The 26677-nt window shown below is 56.4% G+C and carries 31 protein-coding genes; 15 read left to right on the forward strand and 16 right to left on the reverse strand.

Translation table 11 applies throughout. The features are described from left to right. Window positions 1-303: 303 nt before the first annotated feature. From livJ to ftsY, 6 genes are all read right to left on the reverse strand, one after another. Entirely contained in the window at window positions 304-1404 is a 1101-nt protein-coding gene (livJ, locus tag INF61_RS06100) for a branched chain amino acid ABC transporter substrate-binding protein LivJ (protein WP_015571474.1), read from the reverse strand. Between the two features lie 197 nt (window positions 1405-1601). Further along, the gene (locus INF61_RS06105) at window positions 1602-2867 is read right to left on the reverse strand and encodes a 4-aminobutyrate--2-oxoglutarate transaminase (RefSeq protein ID WP_017693844.1); all 1266 of its coding nucleotides are present in this window, start codon (window positions 2865-2867) and stop codon (window positions 1602-1604) included. Window positions 2868-3003: 136 nt separating this feature from the next. Continuing rightward, window positions 3004-3861 carry an RNA polymerase sigma factor RpoH gene (rpoH, locus tag INF61_RS06110; protein ID WP_000159624.1) on the reverse strand — a complete coding sequence of 286 codons (858 nt, stop codon included), beginning with the start codon at window positions 3859-3861 and terminating at the stop codon, window positions 3004-3006. 250 nt (window positions 3862-4111) lie between these two features. Further along, entirely contained in the window at window positions 4112-5167 is a 1056-nt protein-coding gene (ftsX, locus tag INF61_RS06115; RefSeq protein ID WP_017384126.1) for a permease-like cell division protein FtsX, read from the reverse strand. Then, entirely contained in the window at window positions 5160-5825 is a 666-nt protein-coding gene (ftsE, locus tag INF61_RS06120) for a cell division ATP-binding protein FtsE (protein WP_006812284.1), read from the reverse strand. Before ftsE ends, ftsX begins: the two co-directional genes overlap by 8 nt. 2 nt (window positions 5826-5827) lie before the next feature. Continuing rightward, a complete protein-coding gene (ftsY, locus tag INF61_RS06125) occupies window positions 5828-7288 on the reverse strand; it encodes a signal recognition particle-docking protein FtsY (protein WP_015571476.1) in 1461 nt (486 codons plus the stop codon). A gap of 127 nt (window positions 7289-7415) precedes the next feature. Here ftsY and rsmD point away from each other — a divergent pair, with 127 nt between their 5' ends. Both rsmD and INF61_RS06135 read left to right on the forward strand, forming a co-directional pair. Beyond that, window positions 7416-8018: a 16S rRNA (guanine(966)-N(2))-methyltransferase gene (rsmD, locus tag INF61_RS06130; protein WP_015571477.1), complete on the forward strand. Its 603-nt coding sequence runs from the start codon at window positions 7416-7418 to the stop codon at window positions 8016-8018. Then, a complete protein-coding gene (locus INF61_RS06135) occupies window positions 8002-8283 on the forward strand; it encodes a DUF1145 family protein (protein WP_015571478.1) in 282 nt (93 codons plus the stop codon). Before rsmD ends, INF61_RS06135 begins: the two co-directional genes overlap by 17 nt. Before the next feature lie 50 nt (window positions 8284-8333). Here INF61_RS06135 and INF61_RS06140 read toward each other — a convergent pair whose 3' ends face one another. The 6 genes from INF61_RS06140 to INF61_RS06165 form a co-directional block, all read right to left on the reverse strand. After that, on the reverse strand, window positions 8334-8855 hold the full coding sequence (locus INF61_RS06140; RefSeq protein WP_227413455.1) for a DUF1240 domain-containing protein: 522 nt from the start codon (window positions 8853-8855) through the stop codon (window positions 8334-8336). Beyond that, window positions 8845-9078: a hypothetical protein gene (locus INF61_RS06145; protein ID WP_126766096.1), complete on the reverse strand. Its 234-nt coding sequence runs from the start codon at window positions 9076-9078 to the stop codon at window positions 8845-8847. The genes INF61_RS06140 and INF61_RS06145 overlap by 11 nt, the downstream gene beginning before the upstream one ends. Before the next feature lie 14 nt (window positions 9079-9092). Continuing rightward, on the reverse strand, window positions 9093-9431 hold the full coding sequence (locus INF61_RS06150; protein WP_227413456.1) for a DUF1240 domain-containing protein: 339 nt from the start codon (window positions 9429-9431) through the stop codon (window positions 9093-9095). 170 nt (window positions 9432-9601) lie between these two features. Next, a complete protein-coding gene (locus tag INF61_RS06155; RefSeq protein ID WP_227413457.1) occupies window positions 9602-10483 on the reverse strand; it encodes a hypothetical protein in 882 nt (293 codons plus the stop codon). Window positions 10484-10489: 6 nt separating this feature from the next. Next, window positions 10490-10969 carry an Hcp family type VI secretion system effector gene (locus INF61_RS06160; RefSeq protein WP_126766101.1) on the reverse strand — a complete coding sequence of 160 codons (480 nt, stop codon included), beginning with the start codon at window positions 10967-10969 and terminating at the stop codon, window positions 10490-10492. 238 nt (window positions 10970-11207) lie between these two features. Next, window positions 11208-11567 carry a DUF2500 domain-containing protein gene (locus INF61_RS06165; RefSeq protein WP_045142179.1) on the reverse strand — a complete coding sequence of 120 codons (360 nt, stop codon included), beginning with the start codon at window positions 11565-11567 and terminating at the stop codon, window positions 11208-11210. Between the two features lie 129 nt (window positions 11568-11696). Between INF61_RS06165 and INF61_RS06170 the strand changes: the two genes are divergently transcribed. Together INF61_RS06170 and zntA are read left to right on the forward strand one after the other, a co-directional pair. After that, window positions 11697-12323 (forward strand): lysoplasmalogenase, encoded by a 627-nt coding sequence (locus INF61_RS06170; RefSeq protein WP_003861515.1) that lies wholly within the window; start codon window positions 11697-11699, stop codon window positions 12321-12323. Between the two features lie 76 nt (window positions 12324-12399). Beyond that, on the forward strand, window positions 12400-14571 hold the full coding sequence (gene zntA, locus INF61_RS06175) for a Zn(II)/Cd(II)/Pb(II) translocating P-type ATPase ZntA (protein ID WP_126495818.1): 2172 nt from the start codon (window positions 12400-12402) through the stop codon (window positions 14569-14571). 99 nt (window positions 14572-14670) lie between these two features. Here the strand turns inward: zntA and INF61_RS06180 are convergent, their stop codons facing one another. The 4 genes from INF61_RS06180 to tusA form a co-directional block, all read right to left on the reverse strand. Continuing rightward, a complete protein-coding gene (locus INF61_RS06180; RefSeq protein ID WP_015571481.1) occupies window positions 14671-15957 on the reverse strand; it encodes a TRAP transporter large permease in 1287 nt (428 codons plus the stop codon). Window positions 15958-15967: 10 nt separating this feature from the next. After that, on the reverse strand, window positions 15968-16477 hold the full coding sequence (locus tag INF61_RS06185; protein WP_023295550.1) for a TRAP transporter small permease: 510 nt from the start codon (window positions 16475-16477) through the stop codon (window positions 15968-15970). A gap of 12 nt (window positions 16478-16489) precedes the next feature. Further along, window positions 16490-17461: a TRAP transporter substrate-binding protein gene (locus INF61_RS06190; RefSeq protein ID WP_047056087.1), complete on the reverse strand. Its 972-nt coding sequence runs from the start codon at window positions 17459-17461 to the stop codon at window positions 16490-16492. A gap of 233 nt (window positions 17462-17694) precedes the next feature. After that, window positions 17695-17937, reverse strand: coding sequence for a sulfurtransferase TusA (gene tusA / locus INF61_RS06195; RefSeq protein ID WP_017693840.1), 243 nt, complete (start codon window positions 17935-17937; stop codon window positions 17695-17697). A gap of 169 nt (window positions 17938-18106) precedes the next feature. On the opposite strand from tusA, the gene INF61_RS06200 reads away from it, so the two are divergent. The 11 genes from INF61_RS06200 (at window position 18107) to INF61_RS06250 (ending at window position 26677) form a co-directional block, all read left to right on the forward strand. Further along, window positions 18107-18772: a 7-cyano-7-deazaguanine/7-aminomethyl-7-deazaguanine transporter gene (locus tag INF61_RS06200; protein ID WP_003861274.1), complete on the forward strand. Its 666-nt coding sequence runs from the start codon at window positions 18107-18109 to the stop codon at window positions 18770-18772. Window positions 18773-18844: 72 nt separating this feature from the next. Then, window positions 18845-19402: a DcrB family lipoprotein gene (locus INF61_RS06205; protein WP_003861272.1), complete on the forward strand. Its 558-nt coding sequence runs from the start codon at window positions 18845-18847 to the stop codon at window positions 19400-19402. Window positions 19403-19537: 135 nt separating this feature from the next. Next, window positions 19538-20587, forward strand: a complete 1050-nt coding sequence (locus tag INF61_RS06210; RefSeq protein ID WP_003861270.1) for an AI-2E family transporter — start codon at window positions 19538-19540, stop codon at window positions 20585-20587. 125 nt (window positions 20588-20712) lie between these two features. Beyond that, window positions 20713-21435, forward strand: a complete 723-nt coding sequence (locus INF61_RS06215; RefSeq protein WP_017384119.1) for a beta-ketoacyl synthase chain length factor — start codon at window positions 20713-20715, stop codon at window positions 21433-21435. After that, on the forward strand, window positions 21432-22247 hold the full coding sequence (locus INF61_RS06220; RefSeq protein WP_094089568.1) for a 1-acyl-sn-glycerol-3-phosphate acyltransferase: 816 nt from the start codon (window positions 21432-21434) through the stop codon (window positions 22245-22247). The genes INF61_RS06215 and INF61_RS06220 overlap by 4 nt, the downstream gene beginning before the upstream one ends. Further along, window positions 22228-22485: a phosphopantetheine-binding protein gene (locus INF61_RS06225; protein ID WP_003861263.1), complete on the forward strand. Its 258-nt coding sequence runs from the start codon at window positions 22228-22230 to the stop codon at window positions 22483-22485. The genes INF61_RS06220 and INF61_RS06225 overlap by 20 nt, the downstream gene beginning before the upstream one ends. Before the next feature lie 11 nt (window positions 22486-22496). Beyond that, complete coding sequence (locus INF61_RS06230) at window positions 22497-22748, forward strand: acyl carrier protein (RefSeq protein ID WP_193547619.1); 252 nt, start codon at window positions 22497-22499, stop codon at window positions 22746-22748. Continuing rightward, entirely contained in the window at window positions 22720-23319 is a 600-nt protein-coding gene (locus INF61_RS06235) for a hypothetical protein (protein ID WP_193547620.1), read from the forward strand. The genes INF61_RS06230 and INF61_RS06235 overlap by 29 nt, the downstream gene beginning before the upstream one ends. Beyond that, window positions 23312-24658: an acyl-CoA synthetase gene (locus INF61_RS06240; RefSeq protein ID WP_193547621.1), complete on the forward strand. Its 1347-nt coding sequence runs from the start codon at window positions 23312-23314 to the stop codon at window positions 24656-24658. The genes INF61_RS06235 and INF61_RS06240 overlap by 8 nt, the downstream gene beginning before the upstream one ends. Continuing rightward, the gene (locus INF61_RS06245) at window positions 24645-24995 is read left to right on the forward strand and encodes a hydroxymyristoyl-ACP dehydratase (protein WP_033488080.1); all 351 of its coding nucleotides are present in this window, start codon (window positions 24645-24647) and stop codon (window positions 24993-24995) included. The genes INF61_RS06240 and INF61_RS06245 overlap by 14 nt, the downstream gene beginning before the upstream one ends. Further along, window positions 24986-26677 carry a glycosyltransferase gene (locus INF61_RS06250; RefSeq protein WP_165468534.1) on the forward strand — a complete coding sequence of 564 codons (1692 nt, stop codon included), beginning with the start codon at window positions 24986-24988 and terminating at the stop codon, window positions 26675-26677. The genes INF61_RS06245 and INF61_RS06250 overlap by 10 nt, the downstream gene beginning before the upstream one ends.

Consider the following 26677-nt stretch of genomic DNA (forward strand, 5'->3'; position numbering starts at 1 on the left):
GCGACCCGGGCTTCCGGCGGTAAATCGCCGCTTCGCGGTGCCTTCGGCATATTCCTTCCGGCTTATCGGGGACGGGCGGAGGTAACATCCCTGTAAAGCCCGCCCTCTCGGCGCATCCCTGCGCCTCGCCCCGGCCTACAGGAAACGCCTCAGCGATTTACAGCCGGACCGAGGCATCGCTGAAAGCCCTCAGTTATTCTGAGGCAACGTTATCGCTTTTGCTTTCAAATTACTTGGGATCCCTCAGCCCACGGGGAGAGGGAGAAAACATTAAAAAAGGCAACTTGCGTTGCCTTTTTGCGTTTATTTTGCGTCAGTCGCCGTGCCGTTGGCATGCCAGTCAAACACGCCGAACTCGAAGCCCTTCAAATCGCCCTTCTCATCCCAGGACAGCGGCCCCATCACGGTTTCCACCGAGTTCGCTTTCAGCCAGGTGGCAATCTCCGCCGGATCGGCTGACTGGTTCAGGCCCGCTTGCAGAGACTGCAACGCTGCGTAGGTGGTCCAGACGAACGCACCACTTGGATCCTGTTTCTTCGCCTTGATGGCATCGACAACAGGTTTGTTCGCAGGCACCTGGTCGTAGTTCTTCGGTTTGGTCACCAGCAGCCCTTCAGCGGATTCACCCGCGATATTAGACAGGGAAACGTTCGCGACACCTTCTGGCCCCATGAACTGCGTCTTCAGACCCGCCGCACGCGCCTGGCGCAGGATCTGCCCCATTTCCGGGTGGTAGCCGCCGTAGTAAACGAAATCGATATTTTCTTTCTTCAGACGCGCGACCAGGGTCGAGAAGTCTTTCTCACCGGCGGTGATACCGTCAAAGAACACCACGTTGGCGTTCGCTTTTTTCAGGTTATCCTGCACCGCACGGGCCAGGCCTTCGCCGTACTGCTGTTTGTCATGAACAATCGCGATGCGCTGCGGCTTCACTTTTTCCACGATGTATTTCGCGGCGGTTGGCCCCTGATCGGAGTCCAGACCGGTGGTACGCAGGATCAGCTTATAGCCGCGCGCGGTCAGCTCTGGCGCCGTCGCGGCCGGCGTGATCATCAGAATGCCTTCGTCTTCGTAGATGTCAGACGCGGGCTGGGTGGAAGAGGAGCACAGGTGACCGATAACGTATTTGATCCCGTCGTTTACCACTTTGTTCGCCACCGCGACCGCCTGTTTCGGGTCACAGGCATCGTCATATTTTACGATTTGCAGCTTTTCGCCCTTGATGCCGCCCTTAGCATTAATGTCTGCAACCGCCTGTTCCGCGCCGGTAAATTCCTGGTCGCCGTACTGTGCTACCGGACCGGACATCGCGCCCACCACAGCCACTTTAATATCGGCCTGGGCCATAGTGCTGAATGCCAACGCGATACATCCTGCCAGTAACGCTTTACCCTTCATGTTCATCCTGAGATTCCCCATTATTATGGTTATAACGATTGTTGTGATGTTGTTGTGTAGCGCTTTATTTCAGTTATAGGCGTGCTGTTCGCGCTTTTTCAGCATACTCTGCTAAAACATACCCCATTTTTATGATTTTGGAATAGCTAATTTGAAATGAAAATATGATAAGCCCAACTGTCATTTCAGCCGGGCTTTTGGCTTTATCGTGTCAGCGAGGCGGAAATAATATCCAGCGCTTTACGGAACTGCACTTCGGGGATGGTGAGCGGGTAGAGGAAGCGAATAACGTTGCCGTAAACGCCGCAGCTCAAAAGCAGCAGCCCTTCGTTCAACGCGCGCTCCTGAACCTGACGGGTAAATTCGGGCGACGGCTGTCCGGTTTGCGGATCGGTAAATTCTACCGCCACCATCGAGCCCTGCCCACGGATATCGGCGATATACGGACAGCCATCCTTCGCTTTATTCAGCACCTCGACCAGATGATGCCCGAGATGCGCCGCGCGGGTGCAGAGATCGTCCTCGTCAATCACATCCAGCACCGCATGGGCCGCCGCAATCGCCAGCGGGTTACCCGCGTAGGTTCCGCCCAGCCCGCCCGGGGCGGGCGCATCCATCACCTCCGCCCGGCCAGAGACGGCAGAGAGCGGCATCCCGCCCGCCAGGCTTTTCGCCATGGTGATCAGATCGGGCTTCACGCAGTGGTTTTCCATGGAGAACAGCTTGCCGGTACGGGCGAAGCCGGTTTGCACTTCGTCGGCAATCAGTAAAATCCCGTGGGTATCGCACAGGGCACGCAACGCCTGCATAAAATCAGCGGGCGCGACGTTGAACCCGCCCTCGCCCTGAACCGGTTCAATAATGATTGCCGCCACCTGATCGGGCGCGATATCGGCTTTGAAGATGCGCTCCAGGCTTTTTAGCGCTTCGGCGGTACTAACCCCGTGCAGGCTGTTGGGGAATTGTGCGTGGTACACCGAGCCGGGGAACGGGCCGAAGCCGAGCTTATAGGGCGCCACTTTGCCGGTCATCGCCATGGTCATAAAGGTACGGCCGTGGAACGCGCCGCCGAAGGTGATAATGCCGGGACGTCTGGTGTACGCGCGGGCGATTTTCACCGCGTTTTCGACCGCTTCCGCCCCCGTTGAGAAGAAGGCGGTTTTGGCTGGCCCCTCTATGGGTACGCGCTGGTTGATGCGCTCGGCAAGCGCCACATAACCTTCATAGGGGACGATTTGATAAGCGGTATGGGTAAAGGCGTGAAGCTGTTTTTCGATGGCGGCGATAACTTTAGGATGGCGATGCCCGGTATTCAGCACGGCGATCCCGGCGGCAAAATCAATATACTCGTTACCTTCCACGTCCCACACCGTGGCGTTTTCGGCTTTATCGGCATAGAAGTTACACATGACGCCGATACCGCGCGGCGTCGCCTGTAAACGCCGGTCGTTCAGTTCGTTATTTTTCACCCTGTCACCCTCTGAAAGTCGCCTGCTTAGCGCATCAGTAAGTGTTTGCCAGGGGGAAGAAATTCGCCAGAGCGGGCGCTAAAAAAACAAAACCCCCGAATTTGCATTCGAGGGTTCTCGGTGTACTTCGCGGAAATTACGCTTCGATAGCGGCGCGAAGTTTTTTCATGGCGTTTTTCTCAAGCTGACGCACACGTTCAGCGGAGACGCCGTAGCGGTCGGCCAGTTCCTGCAACGTGGACTTGTTATCTTCGTCCAGCCAGCGGGCACGAATAATATCCTGGCTACGCTCGTCGAGGCCTTCCATCGCGAAGGTCAGCTTGTTCGCCGCCTGGTCTTCCCAGTTATCCTCTTCAATGCCGTCAGCAAAGTTAGAGGTTTTATCCTGTAGATACAGAACCGGGGCCATCGGCTGGCTGTCGGACGCGTCGTCGTCGGCAGACATATCAAACGTCATGTCCTGCGCGGCCATACGGGATTCCATCTCGCGGACGTCTTTGCTGGAAACGCCCAGCTCGCGCGCCACCATTTCCACTTCATCCTGATTGAACCAGCCCAGACGCTGCTTGGTTTTACGCAGGTTGAAGAACAGTTTGCGCTGCGCTTTCGTCGTGGCGACTTTCACAATACGCCAGTTACGCAGGACGTATTCGTGAATTTCCGCTTTGATCCAGTGCACGGCGAAGGAGACGAGTCGCACACCCACTTCCGGGTTAAAGCGACGTACCGCCTTCATCAGGCCAATGTTACCTTCCTGAATCAGGTCCGCCTGCGGCAGGCCGTAGCCCGCATAATTACGAGCAACGTGAACAACAAAGCGCAGGTGAGACAGGATCAGCGTTTTAGCTGCTTCCAGATCGCCCTGGTAATGCAGCTTTTCAGCAAGCTCCTTTTCTTCCTCAGCCGTTAACATCGGCCAGGTGTTCGCAGCCCGGATGTAAGATTCCAGGTTACCAACAGGGGCTAAAGCTAAAGTTTGCATTTCTTTGGTCATTCATTCCTCTCAATGTTTCTTCTGGTCCAGGTTGTCCCCGTCAGGCAACAACCATGCCAAAGCGTTTGAGCAACGAGATTAGCATTCACTCTTTTATCAGACAGTGATTTTATCCACAAGTTCCAGGTGCAACAGTGAATAAATTACGCACAAAATGTGACATGAAGATGATTACAGGGGAAGTGACAACAGGGACGCTTTCCCTGCAAGCGAACATCTCGGTGCAGGGAAAGATTATATCACGCTTTTATTAGTCGGGAGTAAAGTGGCGTAAATGTTGAACCGTTGCCAGCCATGCCGCCACCCAGCCGATCATGGAGCACACCAGCAGCAACAGCAGGCACTCATCGAACCCTAAGCCACTGATATCAAACTTAGTTCCGAAAACCTGCGCCACTTCAGTCACGGCAGACGACAGCCGCATCACCAAAATTTCTGACAATATCAATGAAAGAAATGCACCAGAAAAACCTAATAACGCGCCGCCGTAAAGGAACGGGCGGAGGATGAAACCATCCGTTGCGCCAATCAGTTTCTGCACGTTGATGGTATCGCGACGGGCGAAGATGCTCAGGCGCACGCTATTACCGATGACGAGGAACACCGCCGCCACCATCAGCACGCCGATCATCGCCGACACGCGTCCTACCAGCCCGGTCAGGGCGGCAAGACGGGCAAACCAGCTGTCGTCCATGCGCACTTCATCAATCCCGTTAATGCGGGTAATGCGGTCGCGCAGGGTGTTGAGCGAATCCGTGCCCTGGAAATCGAGTTTCGGGATCACCACCGCCACCGCGGGCAGCGGGTTCTCTTCAAGCATATCCAGCGCGCCGCCGAATCCGGACCAGTTGCGGAACTCACCCAGCGCTTCATCGCGGGAAAGATAGTTCACCTTCTCCACGCCCTGCTCGGCCTGAATCTGCCCCACCACCTGAGCCGCCGCGTTATCGTCGAGGGCTTTATCCAGATAAACGGTGATCTGCGGCGACGGATAGTACTGGGACGCCGCCTGGTTTACGTTTTTGTAAACCATGTAGCAGACGCTGGGCAGCGTCAGGGAGATGGCAATCACCATCACCGTCAGGAACGTCGCCAGCGGTTTGCTTTTCAGATCCTGCAACGCGCCCTGGAAGGCGTACCGCACCTGCTCGTTAAAGACGTTGGTTTTGCGGGAGTTCGGTTTCGGTGCCGCTTTGGCACGCTTAGGCGCATTGCGATTGCCGTCCCCGCCGCCCTGAGGCTTGCGGAAACGGTCAAACCGGTTGCTGAACTGCCGAATCTGGTTCATTGCATCACGCTTATTCACCGTGGCCTCCGTGCAAATGCCCGTCGCTCAGGGTCAGCATGCGGTACGAACGGCGGGAGATCAGCCCCATGTCGTGCGTCGCCATCAGTACCGTGACCCCCACGCGGTTAAATTCCTCAAACAGACGCAGGATCCCTTCAGAGAGGGCATCGTCCAGGTTACCGGTCGGTTCATCCGCCAGCAAAACGGCAGGCTTGTTCACTACCGCGCGGGCGATACCCACGCGCTGCTGCTCACCGCCGGAGAGCTGGATCGGGAAGTTCTTCGCTTTGTCCAGCAGCCCGACCTTATCCAGCGCCGCAGAGACGCGACGGCGGATATCATCGTAACTGGCGCCGGCAATAATCAGCGGGATCGCGACGTTATCGAAAACCGTGCGATCCATCAGCAGGTGGTGATCCTGGAAAATCATGCCAATCTGACGACGCAGGAACGGCACTTCACGGTTCTTAAGACGGCTAATTTCATGGCCGCTGAACCAGATTTTCCCGGCGCTTGGCCGCTCGATCCCACAGATCAGCTTGAGCAGGGTACTTTTCCCCGCGCCGGAATGGCCGGTCAGGAATGCCATCTCGCCTGGCTGGAGGTGGAATGTCACCCCCTGTAGCGCTTGTCTCCCGCCGAGATAGGCCTTGCTGACGTGTTCAAAGCGAATCATTGTTAGTCCTCTCGGGCAAATAGTGCCTCAATAAAGTCGTCCGCTTTAAACGGACGTAAATCCTCAATACGCTCGCCCACACCGATGTAACGGATAGGAATGCCGAACTGGTCGGCCACGGAGAAGATCACCCCGCCTTTCGCGGTCCCGTCCAGCTTGGTCAGCGCGATCCCGGTCAGTCCTACCGCTTCATGGAACAGTTTCGCCTGGCTGATGGCGTTCTGTCCGGTGCTGGCGTCGATAGTCAGCATAATTTCATGCGGTGCATCTTCGTCCAGCTTCTTCATGACGCGAACGATTTTCTTCAGCTCTTCCATCAGGTGCGATTTGTTCTGCAAACGCCCTGCGGTATCCGCAATCAGCACGTCCACGTTACGCGACTTCGCCGCCTGGATGGCATCGAAAATCACGGACGCGGAATCCGCGCCGGTGTGCTGAGCAATAACCGGAATATTGTTGCGCTGGCCCCACACCTGAAGCTGTTCCACCGCTGCCGCACGGAAGGTATCGCCCGCCGCCAGCATCACCGATTTGCCCTGCTGCTCAAACTGGCGCGCCAGCTTGCCGATGGTGGTGGTTTTGCCCACGCCGTTGACGCCAACCATCAGGATAACAAACGGCATTTTGCCTTCAATATTAAGCGGTTCGTCAACTTTTGCGAGAATTTCACCCATCTCGTCTTTCAGCAGGCCGTACAGCGCCTCGGCGTCACGCAGCTGTTTGCGGCTCGCCCCTTCGGTCAGGTTGGCGATGATCTTCCGGGTGGTTTCCACGCCCACGTCCGCAATCAGCAGTTGCTCTTCCAGCTCCTCAAACAGATCGTCGTCGATCTTTTTGCCGCGGAACAGACTGATAAATCCGGAACCTAAGTTTTCTTTGGTTTTGAGCAGGCTGCGCTTCAGGCGCGCGAAGAAACCTTCTTTGGTCGGTTTTTCCTGCTCCTGAACGATCTCTTCTTCGGCCTGCGCTTCCACCGGCACGACGATGACCGCTTCTTCAGCCGCTTCCGCCGCCAGCGCCTGGGCTTCCAGCTCTTCGTCGGTCAGCTCTGGCTCAAGGGCCGCTTCTTCTTCCACCGCCTCAACAATTTCAACGGTTTCCGCTTCGGCCTGCCACTCTTCGGCAGAAACCTCTTCAGCTTTCACCTCTTCCGGCAGCGGCAGCTCTTCGTGTTCGATAGTGGCCTGCGGCGCTTCGTTAAGGGTTTCAACGATAACCGGCTCTGGTTTTTCGCTCTCCTGAACCTGTTCAGTAACCTCAACCACCTCTTCGGCAAAGGATTCAATCTCTTCTTTGCTGTGGGCTGGCTCTTCCGCTTCGACAACCGCAGCGGTTTCGACAGGCGTTTCAGGCTGTGACGGCTCTTCTACAACCTGCTGTTCTTCGGTTTTCTGTTCTGTTTCTTGCTCTTTTTCACCGAAACCCAACCAGGAAAAGAAGCCACGTTTTTTTTGTTTTGCCATCTGCGACTACACTCCTCGCGGCGCTATATACAGGGAAGCTAAAAAAATGATGAAATAGTCTAACACTTTACTTAATTGACATCACCGCCCGCAATCGCAGGGCAATGGTTAACAGAGCTTTCCTGAGATGAAGAAACCCACCCGCGCCCCGGCCGGTCAAATTCGCATTATCGGCGGTCAGTGGCGAGGCCGGAAATTACCGGTGCCGGACAGCCCCGGTTTACGCCCCACCACGGACCGCGTTCGCGAGACGCTGTTTAACTGGCTCGCCCCGTCTATGGTAGACGCCAACTGCCTGGACTGCTTCGCCGGAAGCGGTGCATTGGGGCTGGAAGCGCTGTCGCGTTATGCCGCCAGCGCCACGCTGCTGGAGATGGAGCGCGGCGTCGCGCAGACGTTGCAGCAAAATCTGGCTACGCTGAAGGCAACCAACGCGAAAGTGGTGAATACCAACACGCTGAGCTTCCTCGCCCAACAGGGGACGCCCTTCAACGTGGTGTTTGTTGACCCGCCGTTCCGTAAAGGGCTGCTGGAAGAGACATTATCGTTGCTGGAAAAAAATGGCTGGCTGGCAGACGACGCGCTGATTTACGTTGAAAGCGAAGTGGAAAATGGCCTGCCGCCCGTTCCCGTTCACTGGGATCTGCACCGCGAGAAGGTCGCCGGCCAGGTGGCTTATCGTCTGTATCACCGTCAGGCACAAGGAGGATCCGATGCCAGTACTGATTAACGTAGGGCGCGTGCTGATGCTGGGCGTCTGGGCATTTTTGATTTTGAATCTGGTGCACCCGTTCCCGCGTCCGCTGAATATCTTTATTAACGTGGCGCTGATTTTTACCGCGTTCATGCATGCCTTGCAGATGGTGATGCTGAAAAACGGTCTGCCGAAAGATGGCCCACCGATGACCGGCTGGCAGCAGCTGCGGGTGTTTATTTTCGGCGTGTTTGAGCTGCTGGTGTGGATGAAGAAGTTTAAGGCGCAGGTGAAGAAGTAAGGTGCGCTATTGCCCGGTGGCGCGCAGCGAGCCGGGCCTACGAAACACCATCACTGTGACGATACACCGTCCAGCTGGTCATTCAGTTTTTTGATATCTCTGGCTCTTGTTTTAAGCAGGTATTTCACCTGCGTGCAAATCTCTTCCGTTCTGGTGTAATACGTTCCCGAAAAGGGCCCTGGACGTTCACATAAGACATAGTTGGTTCCCAGGGGATAAAATATGACGATAAACGAGAGTAGCATGCCAATAATGAATACTACACCGAAATAGTGATAAGCAAGGGTTATTCCTTTCGCCAGGAGCTTGGGAGCCTGAAGGTTTTTCGTAAAAAACACAAATACAAACACAAATGCAAAATAACAAAGAGCAGGAATGAATAGCATGCCAATAAAGGAGCCCCAAAAATAATAAACAATGCTTCTTGATTCAACCAAATCAATGACATCAGGCATACTCGTATAGTAAGCCAACCATATAAACCCACAATAGAAAGTAATAACCAGAAATAAAAAACATCTTTTTTTTATGTTATCAAAACTAATTTTAACGTCCATATCATTAATTCCCATGGGAAAATGAATTTCCATATACCGAGTTTCGAGCGTTCCATGCTGCGATTTTTTGCTGCCCTTGCAGCGCATAAGCAATAATTACACCTAATGCAACCACACAGACTATTTGTCCCCAAACCGGAACAGCTGCACTCGCTATAAATGGTGATATAGCCAACGAGGAAATACTCCAAACCAATCTCGAAACAAAAATACCCACAATCACTTTCGCCACATCCATCGTCACATTCCCCCTCACTGCGTCGATACGCCGTCCAGTTGGTCATTCAATTTTTGGATATCTCTGGCTCTTGTTTTAAGCAAGTATTTTACCTGCGTGCAAATCTCTTCCGTTCTGGTGTAATACGTTCCCGAAAAGGGCCCTGGACGTTCACATAAGACATAGTTGGTTCCCAGGGGATAAAATATGACGATAAACGAGAGAATGTTGCCAATAACAAATCCTGCACCGATAACGTGAAAACCGACGATAATGCCTTTGGCGAAGAAGCTGGGTGGCTCCATGTTTTTCGTAAAAGTCATATAGACAATAACCAAAACGAAACAACAAGCAACCGGGAAAACAAACAACATAATAAAAGAACCCCAAAAAAAAATAAATAATGCTTCTGGATTCAATGATATCGGTTATATCTGGTACGCTAGCCCAATAAAAACCCCAAGAAAAAATACCAAAAAAGAAGATACAGAAAAATAAAAAGCACCTTCTTTTAATTTTATTAAGATTAATGTTAACGCTCATATCAGTAATTCTCCCAGTAAAATGAACTACCATTTACTGAGTTTCGGGCGTTCCACTCTGTGATTTTTTGCTGCTCTTTCATACCCTTTTCTATACAATCTATAAGTTTGTTTGATAAATCATACTGTTTGTCCAGCCCATTGAGCGCATTGGCAATAACTATACCTAATACAACCACACAAACTATTTGCCCCCAAACCGGAACAGCTGCACTGGCTACAAATGTTGATATAGCCAACGAGGTTCCTCCTCCAGCCAATCTCGAAACAAATACACTCACAATCACTTTCGCCACATCCATCGTCACATTCCCCAGGAATGCGGCGACGCCATGGTCAGATTTGAAGATCAACTCAACCAACCGCCAGCATGCGGAAAACCAGATGCAGAATCGGGCTCCTGACATAATGCCGTTTTGAAACCCGACGCTACCAATACCAACCTCAAGCACTTTGGGATGATTAATCCGGTAACGGGTTCCGTTAAGAATGCGTCGCAGAGAAGGGTAGCCCGTAATCTTCACATACATTTTTCCCTGATAAGCATACTGCGTTGCTTTGATCCCAAGACCTTTTAAAGTAAAAACAATCTTTCCGGCCTGCTGATAAGAAAATAGCTTCGACAGATTCTTAGTCGCAGAAACCGTCTCTTTGATGTTACCGGCATAGGTAGTAGAAAAGCCAACAGGCTGACTACCTAACAAATCGTCAATCACACCCTGCGCCTCGTCAGGCGTGAGCAGCATAATGTGGTTGGCATTGTTGCCCAGGCTATTTTTCAGCTGCTTGATTTCATTTTCGAAACGCAAATTACGCTGCCAGTTATTTCCTCTGAGAATATCTTCACGATGATCCCCTATCCAGTCATTATAACCTTCCATCATGGGTCCTTAAAAAATTCGCTCATGCCAGATACTGTAGGCGCTGGTTCCAGCAATACGATGCTCCCAGGCAATAGATTCGTATGACAATTCGATCATTTCTTCTGGCTGACCCGCACTGTCATCAATGGTATGCGGCACCTGTAGATGGAAGCTGGATATTCTGGCATTAATCAGTTTTAGTGAGTAATAGCATTCGTTTAAACCAGTCTGACTGGTGCGATAAAAGCTAAATTCACAGCTTAGCGTTTCATTGTCAGTAATGGCTTTCCCCAACAACGGCGAGGATTTATCCACAGGTTTAATAAACGTCAAACACTGATGATTTACGTTTTGCGCCCGACTCATTCCATGATTAATTGCCATGACCATAATCTGATCTCGATGGGCAGGCTGTGATTTATTCCCTATTGAATCTATCGAAGCACATCCAGCAGAAATCATTCCCTGCGATTGTCCCTTCAACGTCAACCACATTGTATTCGCCATCTAAATACCTTATCCATTTGAATTATAAATTTATATATTCATACAATAACAATGATAAGATCATATTAAGAAATGCTGGGTAAGATAGTGATGCAAACGATATTTTAAGTCACTAATGGGAATATAAAACAGAATATTTTTTATAAAACATAAACCACAATTATATTTACTCCACGCTATATATATCTATTGAATTTACGATCGGCACTGGTAAGAAGACTCAGCGCCGATCAACAGATTACTGCTCCGCCATGAACCCTTCAAACCGCGACCCTTTGTAGCTCAGCGTGCCTTTCTCCCCCACCGTCAGCTGGTGGTACTGCTGCGCCTCCAGGCGGAAGGTCATCTCCAGCCCGCCGGTTTCCGGCTTAAAGCTCGCTTCATAGCGCATCGTTGTGCCCGCTGGCGTCACCTGCTGCTGGCGGGAGCGGCGGTCGTTAAGCGGCTTCTCACGCTTGTTCGTCACCACCACGCGCTTTTGCATCAGCGGCGCGGCGTCATTGTCGGCCTTCTCACGGCGCTGCTGCACGAAGCGAAACGAGGCGGCAATGACGATAATCGCCACCACGATAATGAAAAACAGCGGCATCTTGCTCATTGAAAAATCCCATCAGATTATGCGGAATTCAGGATACCTCGCCTGCCCCGGCATTGCCAAACGCCCGCTCGCGTCACTACACTGGATCAGGAACTGATCATTCAGCCTTAACAGTTACAGGGAGTTAATATGCTTTGGTCATTTATCGCTGTCTGTTTTTCCGCATGGCTTTACGTCGATGCGTCTTACCGTGGCCCAGCCTGGCAGCGCTGGTTGTTTAAACCCGTCACGCTATTACTCCTGCTGTTGCTTGCCTGGCAGGCCCCGATGTTTAACGCCGTTAGCTATCTTGTCCTCGCGGGGCTGTGTGCTTCCCTGATTGGCGATGCCTTAACCCTGCTGCCGCGCCAGCGCCTGCTGTACGCCGTGGGGGCGTTCTTCCTGTCGCATCTGCTCTATACCATCTACTTTGCCAGCCAGATGACGCTCTCCTTCTTCTGGCCGCTGCCGCTGGTGCTGCTGGTGATTGGCGCCCTGCTGATCGCGGTGATCTGGTCGCGTCTGGAAGAGATGCGTCTCCCGGTCTGTACGTTTATCGCCATGACGCTGGTGATGGTGTGGCTGGCGGGCGAGCTGTGGTTCTTCCGTCCGACCGCTCCGGCAATGTCTGCGTTCTTTGGTGCCGCACTGTTGCTGTTGGGTAATATCGTCTGGCTGGGCAGCCACTATCGCCGCCGCTTCCGTGCGGATAATGCGATTTCCGCCGCCTGTTACTTTGCCGGACACTTCCTGATTGTGCGTTCGCTGTATATCTAAATAACGCTTGACTCTGGAGTCGACTCCAGAGTGTATGCTGCGGTTAATGAGAAAATTATCATTACCGGAGACTGCCATGTCGACTCCAGAAATACCTAAAAAAGTTCCCCAATTCTCGGCACTTAAGCTCAGCCCGGTTCCGCCAAAAGAGGACTGCTGCTGCGAGGGGGCGTGCGAAACCCGGACCGAAGCGCTGCCTGAAAACGGCAATCACTACAGCTGGGTGGTCAACGGCATGGACTGCGCGGCCTGCGCCCGCAAAGTGGAAAATGCGGTGAAGCAGGTGCCGGGTGTGAACCACGTTCAGGTGCTGTTCGCTACCGAAAAGCTGCTGGTCAGCGCCGAAAACGACGTCAGCAGACAGGTTGAAGCCGCCGTCAGCAAAGCGGGTTATACCCTGCGCAGCGAAACGGCGCCCGCAGAAAAAACGTCCCCGCTAAAAGAAAATCTGCCGCTCATTACCCTCATCATCATGATGGCCCTGAGCTGGGGGCTGGAGCAAATCAACCACCCGTTCGGCAACCTGGCGTTTATCGCCACCACGCTGGTTGGCCTGTTCCCGATTGCGCGTCAGGCGCTGCGTCTGATGAGAAGCGGCAGCTGGTTTGCCATCGAAACGCTGATGAGCGTGGCGGCTATCGGGGCGCTATTTATTGGCGCGACGGCGGAAGCGGCGATGGTGCTGCTGCTGTTCTTAATTGGCGAACGCCTTGAGGGCTGGGCGGCGAGCCGGGCGCGTAAAGGGGTGAGCGCGCTGATGGCGCTGAAGCCGGAAACCGCCACTCGCGTGATAAACGGTACTCGTGAAACGGTCGCCATCAACACCCTGCGCCCGGGCGACGTGATTGAAGTGCCCGCAGGCGGACGTCTGCCAGCCGATGGGACCCTCATTACCGCCACCGCGAGCTTTGACGAAAGCGCCCTGACCGGGGAATCCATCCCGGTAGCGCGCGCGGCAGGTGAAAAGGTGCCTGCGGGCGCCACCAGCGTCGACCGACTGGTGCAGTTGACGGTCCTTTCCGAACCGGGCGACAGCGCCATCGACCGCATCCTCAGGCTGATAGAAGAAGCCGAGGAGCGCCGCGCGCCGGTAGAACGCTTTATCGATCGCTTCAGCCGGATTTACACCCCCGCCATCATGCTGGTGGCGCTGCTGGTCACCGTCGTCCCGCCGCTGTTCTTCGGCGCGCCGTGGGAGGGCTGGATTTACAAAGGGCTGACGCTGCTGCTGATCGGCTGTCCGTGTGCGCTGGTGATCTCCACCCCGGCGGCGATTACCTCAGGGCTGGCGGCGGCGGCACGTCGCGGGGCGCTGATTAAGGGCGGCGCGGCGCTGGAACAGCTGAGCCAGGTTCAGCACATCGCCTTCGATAAAACCGGCACGCTGACCGTCGGCAAGCCGCAGGTGACCGGCGTGTATCCGCAGGACATCAGTGAAGACGCCCTGCTGACGCTGGCCGCTGCCGTGGAGCAGGGCTCCACCCACCCTCTGGCGCAGGCGATTGTGCGTGAAGCGAAGGGGCGCGGGCTGACCATCCCTCCGGCAACCGCCCAGCGAGCGCTGGTCGGGTCAGGGATTGAGGCTGTGGTCGAAGGCAAAAAAGTGCTGATCGCCGCGGCAGGCGCGTTCCCGAATCCACAGGTTGAGGCATTAGAGCAGGCCGGGCAGACGGTCGTTGCCGTGATGCAGGGCGGTGTACCGATGGGCATGCTGGCGCTGCGCGACACCCTGCGTGACGATGCGAAAGACGCCGTCGACGCGCTGCACAAGCTGGGGGTACAGGGCGTGATCCTGACCGGTGATAACCCGCGCGCGGCGGCGGCGATTGCCGGCGAGCTGGGGCTGGAGTTTAAGGCCGGATTGTTGCCTGTGGATAAAGTCAGCGCGGTAACCGAGCTGAACGGTCATGCCCCGCTGGCGATGGTCGGGGACGGGATAAACGATGCCCCGGCAATGAAGGCTTCCACCATCGGCATTGCGATGGGCAGCGGCACCGACGTGGCGCTGGAGACCGCCGACGCGGCGCTGACGCACAACCGCCTGACCGGGCTGGCGCAGATGATAGATCTTGCGCGGGCGACGCGGGCCAATATTCGGCAGAACATCGGCATTGCGCTGGGTCTGAAGGGGATTTTCCTGGTCACCACGCTGCTCGGCATGACCGGACTGTGGCTGGCGGTACTGGCGGATACGGGGGCGACGGTGCTGGTGACGGCGAACGCGTTGCGGCTGTTGCGCCGTCGGTAAAAATGCCCGGTGGCGGCTACGCCTTACCGGGCCTACAACATCTCCGAACCGTAACCGTAGGCCGGGTAAGGCGTAGCCGCCACCCGGCATAAAACGGCGTCACTGCATCCCTAGCACCCCCGGCAACCACAATGATATCGCCGGGATGTACGTCACCATCCCCAGCACCACCAGCAACATACCGTAAAACGGCAGCATCGCCCGCACCACGTGCTCGATCTTCTGCTTACTCACCGCGCTCGCCACGAACAGCACCGACCCGACCGGCGGCGTGATCAGCCCAATCCCCAGGTTCACCATCATGATCATCCCGAAATGCACCGGATCGATCCCCAGCGAGTTGGTCACCGGCAGCAGCACCGGGGTCAGGATCAGGATGATCGGCGCCATGTCCATCAGCGTGCCAATCAGCAGCAGCATGATGTTGAGGTACATCAGGATCACGTATTTGTTATCGGACAGCGACGTGAAGAATTCGGTGATGCGCATCGGCAGCTGCATGTAGGTCATTACCGCGCCAAACGCCGCGGCAAAGCCAATCAAAATCATCACGATGGTGACGGTTTTCACCGTGCGACACATTAGCTTCGGCAGTTCATTCCACTTGTAATCGCGGTAAATGAACATGGTGACGAAGAACGCCCACAGGCAGGCCACGGCGGCAGATTCGGTCGCCGTGAATATCCCGGACAAGATCCCGCCGAGGATAATCACCACCGTCATCAGCCCCCACAGAGCATCGAGCATGATTTTCAGCGCCTGCCTGAACGGGATTTTGTCCCCCTTCGGATAGCCGCGCTTGCGGGCGAAGCACAGGCAGAGCACCATCAGGCTCACGCCCAGCAGCAGGCCCGGCAGCACGCCCGCGATAAACAGCGTGGCGATGGAAACCGTTCCCCCTGCCGCCAGGGAGTAAATCACCGAGTTGTGGCTGGGCGGGATCAGGATCGCCTGCACCGACCCGCTGGCCGTCACCGCCGCCGCGTATTCGCGCGGATAGCCCTTCTTCTCCATCTCCGGGATCATCACGCTGCCGATAGACGCCGTATCCGCCACCGACGAGCCGGAAATCGCGCCGAAGAACGTTGATGCCACGATGTTCACCAGCGACAGCCCGCCGCGAATAAAGCCGACAAAAACGTACGCGAAGTTGACCAGCCGTCGGGCAATGCCACCTTCCGCCATGATCGCCCCGGCAAGAATGAAGAACGGGATCGCCAGCAGGGTAAATTTATTCACCCCGCTGGTGATCTGGATCATCAGCGCCTCCAGCGGCAGGTCAATCCACAGCGCGCCCGCCACGGCGCTTAAGCCGACGGCGAAGGCCACCGGCATCCCCAGCGCCAGCAAAATGGCGAGGGTGAATAACAAAACAAACGCATCCATTGTTCACCCCTTAACTGTGATTGCCGATCAGCACGACCGGACGGTTTTCCTGCGAGCCAAACAGCAGGCGTTCAAGCACAAACAGGATCAAAATGGCCGATCCGACAGGTAGCGGCAGATAGCTTTCGCCGGAGGTCAGAAGCGGAAACTCCGCCACCGGCTGCTCCCACAGCTCGACGCACAGCCAGTAGCTGTACCAGCACATCAGGCCTGAAATCATCAGCATCAGCAGATCCACCATCCGCGCGCACACTCTTTGCAGCGACGCGGGCAGGCGGTCGGTGAGCATGTTGACCGCAATATGCGACCCGGCGCGGTAGCTCACCGCCGCGCCGATAAAGGTAAACGTCACCATGCAGATAATGGCGATCGGCTCCGGCCAGGATTCGCCGCGATTAAGCACGTAGCGTGAAAAAATGCCGATGGGGATGACAATCGTCATCACCAACAGCGAAATACCCGCCACCGCCATGGCGAACAGATACAGACGGTCCATCCACTTCAGGTAGAGTTCGGACATACGTACTCCGGTTTACTGGACGTCAGCGATGGCTTTCATCAGATCCTGATGCTTATCGCCATACTGCGCGCGCACCGGCTCTGTCGCCTTGATAAACACCGTTTTATCGATGTCGTGGAACTGCACCCCGCCGGCCTTCATTTTCGCCAGCGCCTGGTCGTTATACGCATTCCACAGCTTGCGCTGCTCGAACTGCGCTTCGCGGGCCAGCGCCAGGATCTTTTGCTGTTCGTCAGCGCTGAGCTTGTCCCATTTCACTTTGGAATAGAGCAGCATTTCCGGGGTGATGAAGTGGCCGCTCAGCGTGTAGTTTTTGGCGACCGGCATATAGTTGTGGGCGATAAAGGTTGGCGGGTTGTTCTCCGCGCCGTCGATCACCCCGGTCTGCATGCCGCTGTAAACCTCGCTGACGCCCATCGCCACCGAGTTCGCCCCCATCGCTTTCAGCGTGGCCAGCGCCACCGGGCTGCCCTGCACGCGGATTTTCTTCCCTTTCAGATCGTCCGGTTTGACGATCGGCTCTTTGGTGATCAGGTTACGGGTGCCGGAATCCATCCAGCCAAGGAAGACCAGACGCGATTTCGGGTTGGCGGTGAGTTTGTCGCCGATCTGCTTGCCGATATCCCCGTCGATCACCTTGTGCATGTGGTCTTCATCGCGGAATACGTAGGGCAGCGTAAACACTTCGATATCCGGCAGAATGGCAGCCACCGGCGCCATAGAGACGCGGATCATGTCGATCGCCCCCATCTGCGCCTGCTCAATCATCTGCTTTTCATCCCCCAGCACGCCGCCGGGGAAGACCTTAATCTCCAGCTTGCCATCGGTTTGTTGTTTGAGTTTTTCACCCATGTGCTGAACCGCCACCACGTTCGGGTAGCCTTCGGGATGCACATCGGCGGCTTTGATGGTCTGGGCAGAAACGGAGCAGGCAAAAGCAGACAGGCACAGCGCGGCCAGTAACGGCTTGAGGGTCGTTTTCATTGAGTCAACTCCAGGGTAGTGAGATAAGCGTTAAAACGATGTTTTAGTTTTTGACGCTTAAAAATTAGACTACGGCTGGAAAAGGGAGGGTGAAGCGCCTCACAAAAGCGCGAAATTTTGAAACGATGGTTCGAAATTGTGATGAGTACTTGTCGGGTGGCGGCTGCGCCTTACCCGACCTACTACACCCGTAGGCCCGTGCAAGCGAAGCGCCGCCGGGCGTCAGGCCGCACTTACCCCTTACGAATCAAATACCGGTACGGCAAGGTCTCGGTTTGCTGCGCCACCAGTTCATGTTCCATAAAGGTACAAAAGCCGGGGATATCACGGGTGGTAGCCGGGTCGTCAGCGACGATCAGCAGCGTTTCGCCGGTCTGCATGTTGCGCACGGTTTTGCGCACCATCATTACCGGCTCCGGGCAGCGGAGGCCCTGAGCATCAAGCGTGTGGTCTGGGCTGGAAAACAGGTCGGTCATTTTCTTCTCGTTCAGGTAAAAACGGCTGTAGTTTACGCCCCGCTATCGCCAATGCAAACCAGGTTAACGATTGCGTGAAAATTAGCCATTGCAAAGTGTCGTCAAAGCAGTATCATGCGGCGGCTTTATTGGGTTCCCTCACCCCAAATATTAATCAAAAAGGTACAATATGAACTCCTTTACACAATCGCAGCGCGTCAAGGCGTTGTTCTGGCTTTCGCTATTTCATCTGCTGGTGATCATCTCCAGTAACTATCTGGTACAGCTCCCCATCTCCATTTTTGGTTTCCATACCACCTGGGGCGCGTTCAGTTTCCCGTTTATTTTCCTCGCGACGGATTTAACCGTGCGTATTTTTGGCGCACCGCTGGCGCGGCGGATTATTTTTGCGGTGATGATCCCGGCACTGTTTGTCTCCTACGCCATCTCCTCGCTGTTTTACATGGGCAGCTGGCAGGGCTTCGAAGCGCTGACGCACTTCAACCTGTTCGTCGCGCGTATTGCCACCGCCAGCTTTATGGCTTATGCCCTGGGGCAGATCCTCGATGTCCACGTGTTTAACCGCCTGCGTCAAAACCATCGCTGGTGGATGGCACCAACGGCCTCCACGCTGTTCGGTAACGTGAGCGATACGCTGGCCTTCTTCTTCATCGCCTTCTGGCGCAGCCCGGACGCCTTCATGGCAGAACACTGGATGGAAATCGCTCTGGTGGACTACGCCTTTAAGGTGCTTATCAGCCTGGTTTTCTTCCTGCCGATGTACGGCGTACTGTTGAATATGCTGCTGAAAAGGCTGGCAGATAAATCTGAAATCTCCGCATTGCAGGCAGGTTAAGGGTTCGCTTTATCAGTTGTGATAAGATGAACGAATGAGCCGTTATGGCCGTTTATCGAAAGGAAGAAGTCAATGCGCAATCTGGTTAAATATGTCGGGATTGGCCTGCTGGTTGTTGGCCTTGCAGCCTGTGATAACAGCGACACCAAAACGCCTGCTCAGGGCGCGTCAGCAGAAAGCAACGCCACCGGTCAGCCGGTGAGCCTGATGGATGGCAAACTCAGTTTCTCTCTGCCTGCGGACATGACCGACCAGAGCGGTAAGCTGGGCACCCAGGCGAACAATATGCACGTCTATTCCGATGCCACCGGCCAAAAAGCGGTGATTGTGATCGTCGGTGACGATACCAGCGAAGATCTGGGCGTGCTGGCCAAACGCCTGGAAGATCAGCAGCGCAGCCGCGACCCGCAGCTTCAGGTGGTCACCAACAAGTCTGTTGAACTGAAAGGCCACACGCTGCAACAGCTGGACAGCATCATCTCTGCCAAAGGCCAGACCGCGTACTCCTCCGTGGTGCTCGGCAAGGTGGACAATAAACTGCTGACCATGCAGATCACCTTGCCGGCAGACAATCAGCAGAAAGCGCAGACCGCCGCTGAAAACATCATTAACACCCTTGTGATCCAGTAATCGTTCACCGGGATGCCGTGGCCTCCGTCGCTTGCGCCGGGGGCCATTTTTTTGCCACGACTTTCAGACTAACACGCCAGACGAAGCCCATCCGGCGCACTACAATTAACACGCCCCCCGGAAAAAGGAATTCTTATGACTGCCAGCCCGCCCGACAAAGCCGGACTTCATATTTTATTAAAACTTGCCTGCCTGGTGGTTATCCTTGCGGGTATCCACGCGGCGGCGGATATCATTGTTCAGCTTCTGCTGGCGCTGTTTTTCGCCATTGTGCTCAACCCGCTGGTGACATGGTTTTTACGCCGGGGCATCAGCCGCCCGGTCGCGATTACCATTGTGGTGATGGTGATGCTGGTTGTCCTGACGGCGCTGTTCGGCGTGCTCGCCGCCTCGCTGAGCGAATTTTCCACCATGCTGCCGCAGTACAATAAAGAGCTGACGCGCAAGCTGGTCGATCTTCAGCGCATGTTGCCGTTCGTGAATCTGCATATCTCACCGGAACGGATGCTGCGTCGGATGGATTCCGAGAAGGTGATGACCTACGCCACCACGTTGATGACCGGGCTTTCCGGGGCAATGGCCAGCATTCTGCTGCTGGTGATGACGGTGGTGTTTATGCTGTTCGAAGTGCGCCACGTGCCGTATAAACTGCGTTTTGCCCTGAACAATCCTCAGATCCACATTGCCGGCTTGCACCGTGCGCTGAAGGGCGTATCAAAATATCTGGCTCTGAAAACGCTGTTAAGCCTGTGGACCGGCGTGATCGTCTGGCTGGGGCTGGTACTGCTGGACGTGCAGTTCGCGCTGATGTGGGGCGTGCTGGCCTTTTTACTGAACTACGTACCCAATATCGGCGCGGTGCTTTCCGCCGTTCCGCCGATGATCCAGGCGTTCCTGTTTAACGGTTTTTACGAGTGCATGCTGGTAGGGGCGCTGTTCCTCGTCGTGCATATGGTGCTGGGTAACATTCTCGAGCCGCGCATGATGGGCCATCGTCTGGGCATGTCGACGATGGTGGTGTTTTTATCGTTACTGATCTGGGGATGGCTGCTGGGTCCGGTGGGCATGCTGCTCTCCGTGCCGCTTACCAGCGTCTGTAAAATCTGGATGGAAACCACGAAAGGAGGCAGTAAACTCGCCATTCTTCTGGGTCCGGGTCGGCCAAAAAGCCGTTTGCCGGGATAACCGGGTGGAAAGGGTCAAAAGTGACGTTTATTCGCCAGCGCGACGACAACATTGTACGATGTGCGCAGCAAATCGCGCTGGCGAAGAAAAAGTCACAGAAACAGGTTTATCGCGGACGCGCGTAGATGAAATTTACACTTACCCTTATCGACTGGCAGGCAAGAGCGCCAGGACTCAGCGATGCCGACGAATGGCAGGCATGGTCACGCCGGTCTGACGCCATCGATCCCGCTGCACCGCTGGCGAAACTGACCGATCTGCCGATGATGACCGCCCGCCGCCTGAATTCAGGCAGCAGGCTGGCCGTCGATCTTGGCCTGATGATGCTGCGCAAACACCGCATCGATGCCGTCGTCTACAGCAGCCGTCATGGGGAGCTGGAGCGCAATTTCCGTATTCTCCAGGCCCTGGCGGCAGAACAGCCCGTTTCCCCCACCGATTTTGCCATGTCGGTACACAACTCGGCTGTCGGCAATCTCACTATCGCCGCGCGTCAGCCTGTTGTCTCTTCGTCGGTTTCCGCCGGTATGGATACCTTCCAGCAGAGCTTGTGCGACGTGCTGAGCCTGCTGCATGCGGGCTACTCCCGCGTGTTGCTGGTGGATTTCGACGGTCTGCTGCCTGATTTTTATCACGCCGGGCTGCCGCCGCAGATGCCCGTCTGGCCCTACGCGCTGGCGCTGGTGATTGAGGCGGGAAATACGCTCAGCTGTGAAACGCACGTCAACCGCACGCCTGAAGAGCCCGCGCTGCCGCAAAGCCTCCAGTTCCTGCGCCATTACCTGCGGGACGAGCGCCAGTTTACCCTGCCGGGCGAGCGCCTGCTGTGGCAATGGACGCGCCAATGAGAGGGTTACGTTCCCGCCTCGATCGGATATGGCGGATGCTGATGACCGGATTGTGCTTCGTCCTGTTCGGCCTCGGCGGGCTGACGCTGTCGCTGGTGTGGTTTAACCTGCTGCTGATTTTCCAGCGCGACCGCACTCAACGTCGCCGCCTGGCACGCCGCACTATTTCTGCCAGTTTTCGCCTGTTCCTCGCGGTGGTACGCGGTGCAGGGGTACTGGATTACCGTTTCAACAACCTGGACGTTCTGCGCGCCGAGCGGGGCTGTCTGGTGATTGCGAATCATCCCTCGCTGCTGGACTACGTTCTACTGGCGTCGGTGATGAACGAAACCGACTGTCTGGTGAAAAGCGCGTTGCTGCGCAACCCGTTCGTCAGCGGCGTGATCCGCGCGGCTGACTATCTGATTAACAGCGAAGCCGACACGCTGCTTGCCGCAAGCCAGCAGCGTCTGTCCCAGGGCGACACCCTGCTTATCTTCCCTGAAGGCACCCGCACCCAGGTGGGGGAAGCCATGACCCTGCAACGTGGGGCGGCGAATATCGCCGTTCGCTGCAACAGCGCCGTGCGCGTGGTGGTGATCCACTGTAGTGAACGGATGCTGGATAAACAGAGCAGCTGGTATAACGTGCCCCCCAACAAACCTGTTTTCACCGTGGATGTTCGCGAACGCATCAACATTCATGATTTTTATGATGCGAGTCAGCACGAACCCGCGCTGGCAGCAAGGCAGTTAAACCGGCATATGCAGCATCAGTTAACAACCGGTCTTCAATCTTTGTCAGGAACGAAAGATGCAAGCGCTCTATCTTGAAATTAAGAATCTCATTATCTCTACGCTGAATCTGGAAGAACTTACCCCAGAGGATATTGATACAGACGCCGCGCTCTTTGGCGACGGCCTCGGTCTGGACTCAATCGACGCCCTTGAGCTGGGGCTGGCGGTAAAAAATCAGTACGGCGTAGTGCTTTCTGCCGAAAGTGACGAGATGCGTCAGCACTTCTATTCCGTTGCCACGCTCGCGGCTTTTATCCATCAACAACGCGCCTGAGAATGACCGCTATGACAGAACAACAAACGATTTATCAGGAAGTCTCTGCGCTTCTTATTACGCTGTTTGAAATCGCCCCGGAGGATATTACCCCTGAGGCACGTCTTTACGAGGATCTGGATCTCGACAGCATTGATGCCGTCGATATGGTGGTGCACCTGCAAAAGAAAACGGGCCATAAAATCAAGCCCCAAACCTTCAAAGCGGTGCGCACGGTGCAGGACGTCGTGGACGTTGTGGAACAGCTTCAGCGCGACGCGTAACGTGCGTTCGATTCCAGTTCTTCCCGCCCTGACGGGGCTGATGCTGCTGGCATGGCCGTTTTTGATCGGCTTCGGGCTGGCGAATAATAGCCTGCACGGGATAGTGGCCGTGATGGCGCTGGTGCTGCTGTTGCGCGTCTGCCAGGCCCGTCGGCAGGGCGGCCCCCTGGGTTATCTGTTCGTGAGCGTGGCGCTGGCCGGCATAGCACTTTGCGCGGCGAGCTACGTCCTGCACGCGCACCAGTGGGTGCTGTTATATCCGGTGGTGGTGAATCTGGTGATGCTGGTGGTGTTTGGCGGTTCGCTGTGGACGGCAATGCCTGTTGTTGAACGGCTGGCGCGCCTGCGTGAACCGGATCTCTCCCCCGTCGGGGTACGTTACACGCGCCGGGTTACCCAAGTCTGGTGCGGCTTTTTTATTATCAACGGGGCGATCGCGCTGTTTACCGTATTACACGCCGATATCCGTCTGTGGACGCTGTGGAATGGGATGATTGCCTATCTCCTGATGGGCACGCTGATGGCTGGCGAGTGGCTGGTGCGACAACGGGTGATTAAAAACGATGCTTAACCCTCTTCCGCTTAGCCAGTGGCTCAGTGCGCCCCGCCCTGACGACTCCCCTGTCGCCTGGCAGGACGACCGCCTCTGGACGCTTGGCGATCTGCGCCACGACGTCACTCAGCTGGTCGACACGCTGCGTCGTGAAGATGGCGAACGCTGGGCGTTGTGCATCGAAAACGGTTATCTGTTTATTGTCGCGCTGCTGGCGACGCTGCATGCGGGTAAAACGCCGGTCCTCCCCGGGCACAGCCGGGCGGCGCAGCTTAACGAACAGCGGGCGCTGTTCAGCGGCGTCCTGAGCGACACCACGCTCGATTTTCAGGGGCGACAGCTGCGGGTGGCTTCCGCGCAGCGGGCAGGCCATCCCTTTTCACCGCTGCCAGCCATCGGTGAGACGCGCACGATCGAGCTTTACACCTCCGGCTCGACCGGCACGCCGCAGCGGGTAAGTAAGCCGGTGGTCAGCCTTGATCGTGAGGCTCGTCTGCTGGCGGCGCATTTTGGCGAGCGTCTGGCGGGCTGTCACGTCGTGGCTTCCGTGGTGCTGCACCACCTGTATGGCCTGACGTTTCGTGTTGTCTTACCCATGGCGCTCGGCCTGCCGCTGCATGCCAGCCTGCTCAACTATGCCGAGCAGCTCTCTGCCCTTCCCGACGATAAACGCTACCTTTTCATCAGCAGTCCGGCGTTTCTCAAGCGGCTGGACGCGTCGCTGACGCCGCCCCCCGTCAACCTGCTCGTCTCCGCCGGCGGCGCGCTGCCCTGGCAGGAGGTCGCCGCGGTTCAGGCCTGGCTCAACGTCTGGCCGGATGAAATATACGGCAGCACGGAAACGGGCGTAATGGCCTGGCGCTACCGTCAGGAGGAAAGCACGCGCTGGCAGCCTTTCCCCGGCGTGGCGTTTCACGGCGATCGCGTGACGTCGCCGCTGATCCCCGAGGCGGAGGGAATCGTGCTGGATGATATCCTGCACTTCACGGCTGACGGGCAGTTCAGCCTCGTCGGGCGTCGTGGTCGGGAGGTCAAAATTGAAGATAAGCGCATTTCACTCGATGACATTGAGCACCGCCTGCTGGCGCTGGACGGCATCCGCGAGGCCGCCGCGCTGACGGTGACGCGCGGCGGGCGTCAGGGCATTGGCGTATTGCTGGTGCTGAATGAAGCGGTGCGTCAGCAACACGAACAGAGCAAAACAGCGCAGGAGCTCGCCTGGCGACGCGCCCTTCGCCCCTGGCTTGAACCGGTTGCCGTACCGCGCTACTGGCGGATCGTTGATGAAATCCCGGTCAACAGCATGAACAAGCGCGTGACTGCGCAGCTACAGGAGTTGTTTCATGAAGATCCCTGAAATCGGGCGCCTCCAGCCCGATCCACAGCATCTGGAGATAACCTTTTATCTTGATCCTGACCTGCTCTGGTTTAAGGGACATTTCGCCGTACAGCCGCTGCTGCCGGGCGTGGCGCAGCTCGACTGGGTGATGCATTACGCCGCCGCGCTGGCGTCGGGCTACCGTTTTCACAGTATTCAGAACGTGAAGTTCGCCGCCCCGCTGTTGCCGGAGAACACGGTCACGCTGCTCCTTGCCTGGCAGCCTGAACGCCAGTTGCTGACCTTCAGCTACCAGCGCCATGCGGGTAACCAGCGCCACACCGCCAGCAGCGGGAAGATTCGCTTATGTCAGTAACCTTCCGTCCCTGCGTGCTGATCCCCTGCTACAACCACGGGGCGATGATGGCTTCGGTGCTAGCGCGCCTGGCACCTTTCGATCTGCCCTGTCTGGTGGTGGACGACGGCAGCGATGAAACCACGCGCCGCACGCTTGAAGCGCTGGCGGCGGATCGTCCGCAGATCACACTGCTGCGGCTGGCCGAAAACAGCGGCAAAGGCGCAGCGGTGATGCAGGGGCTGAAAGCCTGCGCCGATCGCGGCTTCACCCACGCCGTTCAGGTGGACGCTGACGGCCAGCACGCTATCGAGGACATTCCCAAACTGCTGGCGCTGGCCGGGCGTCATCCCGATGCGCTCATTTCCGGGCAGCCCGTTTACGATGACTCAATCCCCCGTTCGCGCCTGTACGGGCGCTGGATAACGCACGTCTGGGTCTGGATTGAAACCCTCTCCCTGCAACTGAAAGACAGTATGTGCGGGTTTCGCGTTTACCCGATAGCCCCGGTTCTGCGCCTTGCAGCAACCACGCCGCTCGGCAGGCGAATGGATTTTGATACCGAAGTGATGGTGCGCCTCTACTGGCAGGGCAACACCAGCTATTTTCTGCCCACCCGCGTGACCTATCCGCCGGACGGGGTATCCCATTTCGATGCCCTGAAAGACAACGTGCGCATCTCGTTGATGCATACCCGTCTGTTTCTCGGCATGCTGCCGCGCATTCCTTCCCTGCTGATGCGTCGCCGCTCACAGCACTGGGCGCAGCAGCAGGAGGTAAAAGGATTATGGGGCATGCGCCTGATGCTACGCGTCTGGCAGCTGCTGGGGCGAAAGGCGTTTACCGCCCTGCTGTGGCCGGTTACCGCCGTCTACTGGCTGACCGCCCGCTCTGCGCGTCAGACGTCGCAGCAGTGGCTGACGCGGGTTAAAACGGTGATGGCACAGCGGCAAATGCCGCAACCCGCGCGGCTTAACAGTTTTTTCCACTTCCTGCGCTTCGGTCATGCCATGCTGAACAAAGTGGCCAGCTGGCGCGGCGAAATGAAACTCCATCGCGATCTGGTCTTTGCGCCAGGCGCGCAGGAGACGCTGGGGCTCGACGATCCTCAGGGCAAACTGCTGCTCGCGTCGCATCTTGGCGATGTGGAAGCCTGTCGGGCGCTGGCCCAGCGCGAAGGGGCGAAAACCATCAACGCGCTGGTCTTCAGCGACAACGCCAGACGCTTTAAGCAGGTGATGGAGGAGATGGCACCGCAGGCGGGCATTCACCTGATGCCGGTCACCGACATTGGCCCGGAGACTGCGATCCTCATTAAAGAGAAGCTGGATCGCGGCGAATGGGTGGCGATCGTGGGCGATCGCATCGCCGTCACCCCGCAGCGCGGCGGTAGCTGGCGGGTGATATGGAGCGAATTTATGGGCCAGCCCGCGCCGTTCCCGCAGGGGCCGTTTATCCTGGCGTCCATTTTGCGCTGCCCGGTGGTGCTGATTTTTGCCCTCTGCCAGCAGGGAAAGCTGACTCTGCACTGCGAGCCGTTTGCCGACCCGCTGCTGCTGCCGCGCGGCGAACGCCAGCAGGCGCTACAGCAGACCGTCGACCGCTATGCGCAGCGGCTGGAGCATTACGCGCTCTTGTCGCCGCTCGACTGGTTTAATTTTTTCGATTTCTGGCAGCTGCCAGAGGTCAACGAGAAGGAGTAA

The sequence above is a fragment of the Enterobacter cloacae complex sp. P18RS genome (assembly GCF_014982105.1).
GTDB classification, from domain to species: Bacteria; Pseudomonadota; Gammaproteobacteria; order Enterobacterales; family Enterobacteriaceae; genus Enterobacter; species Enterobacter hormaechei_C.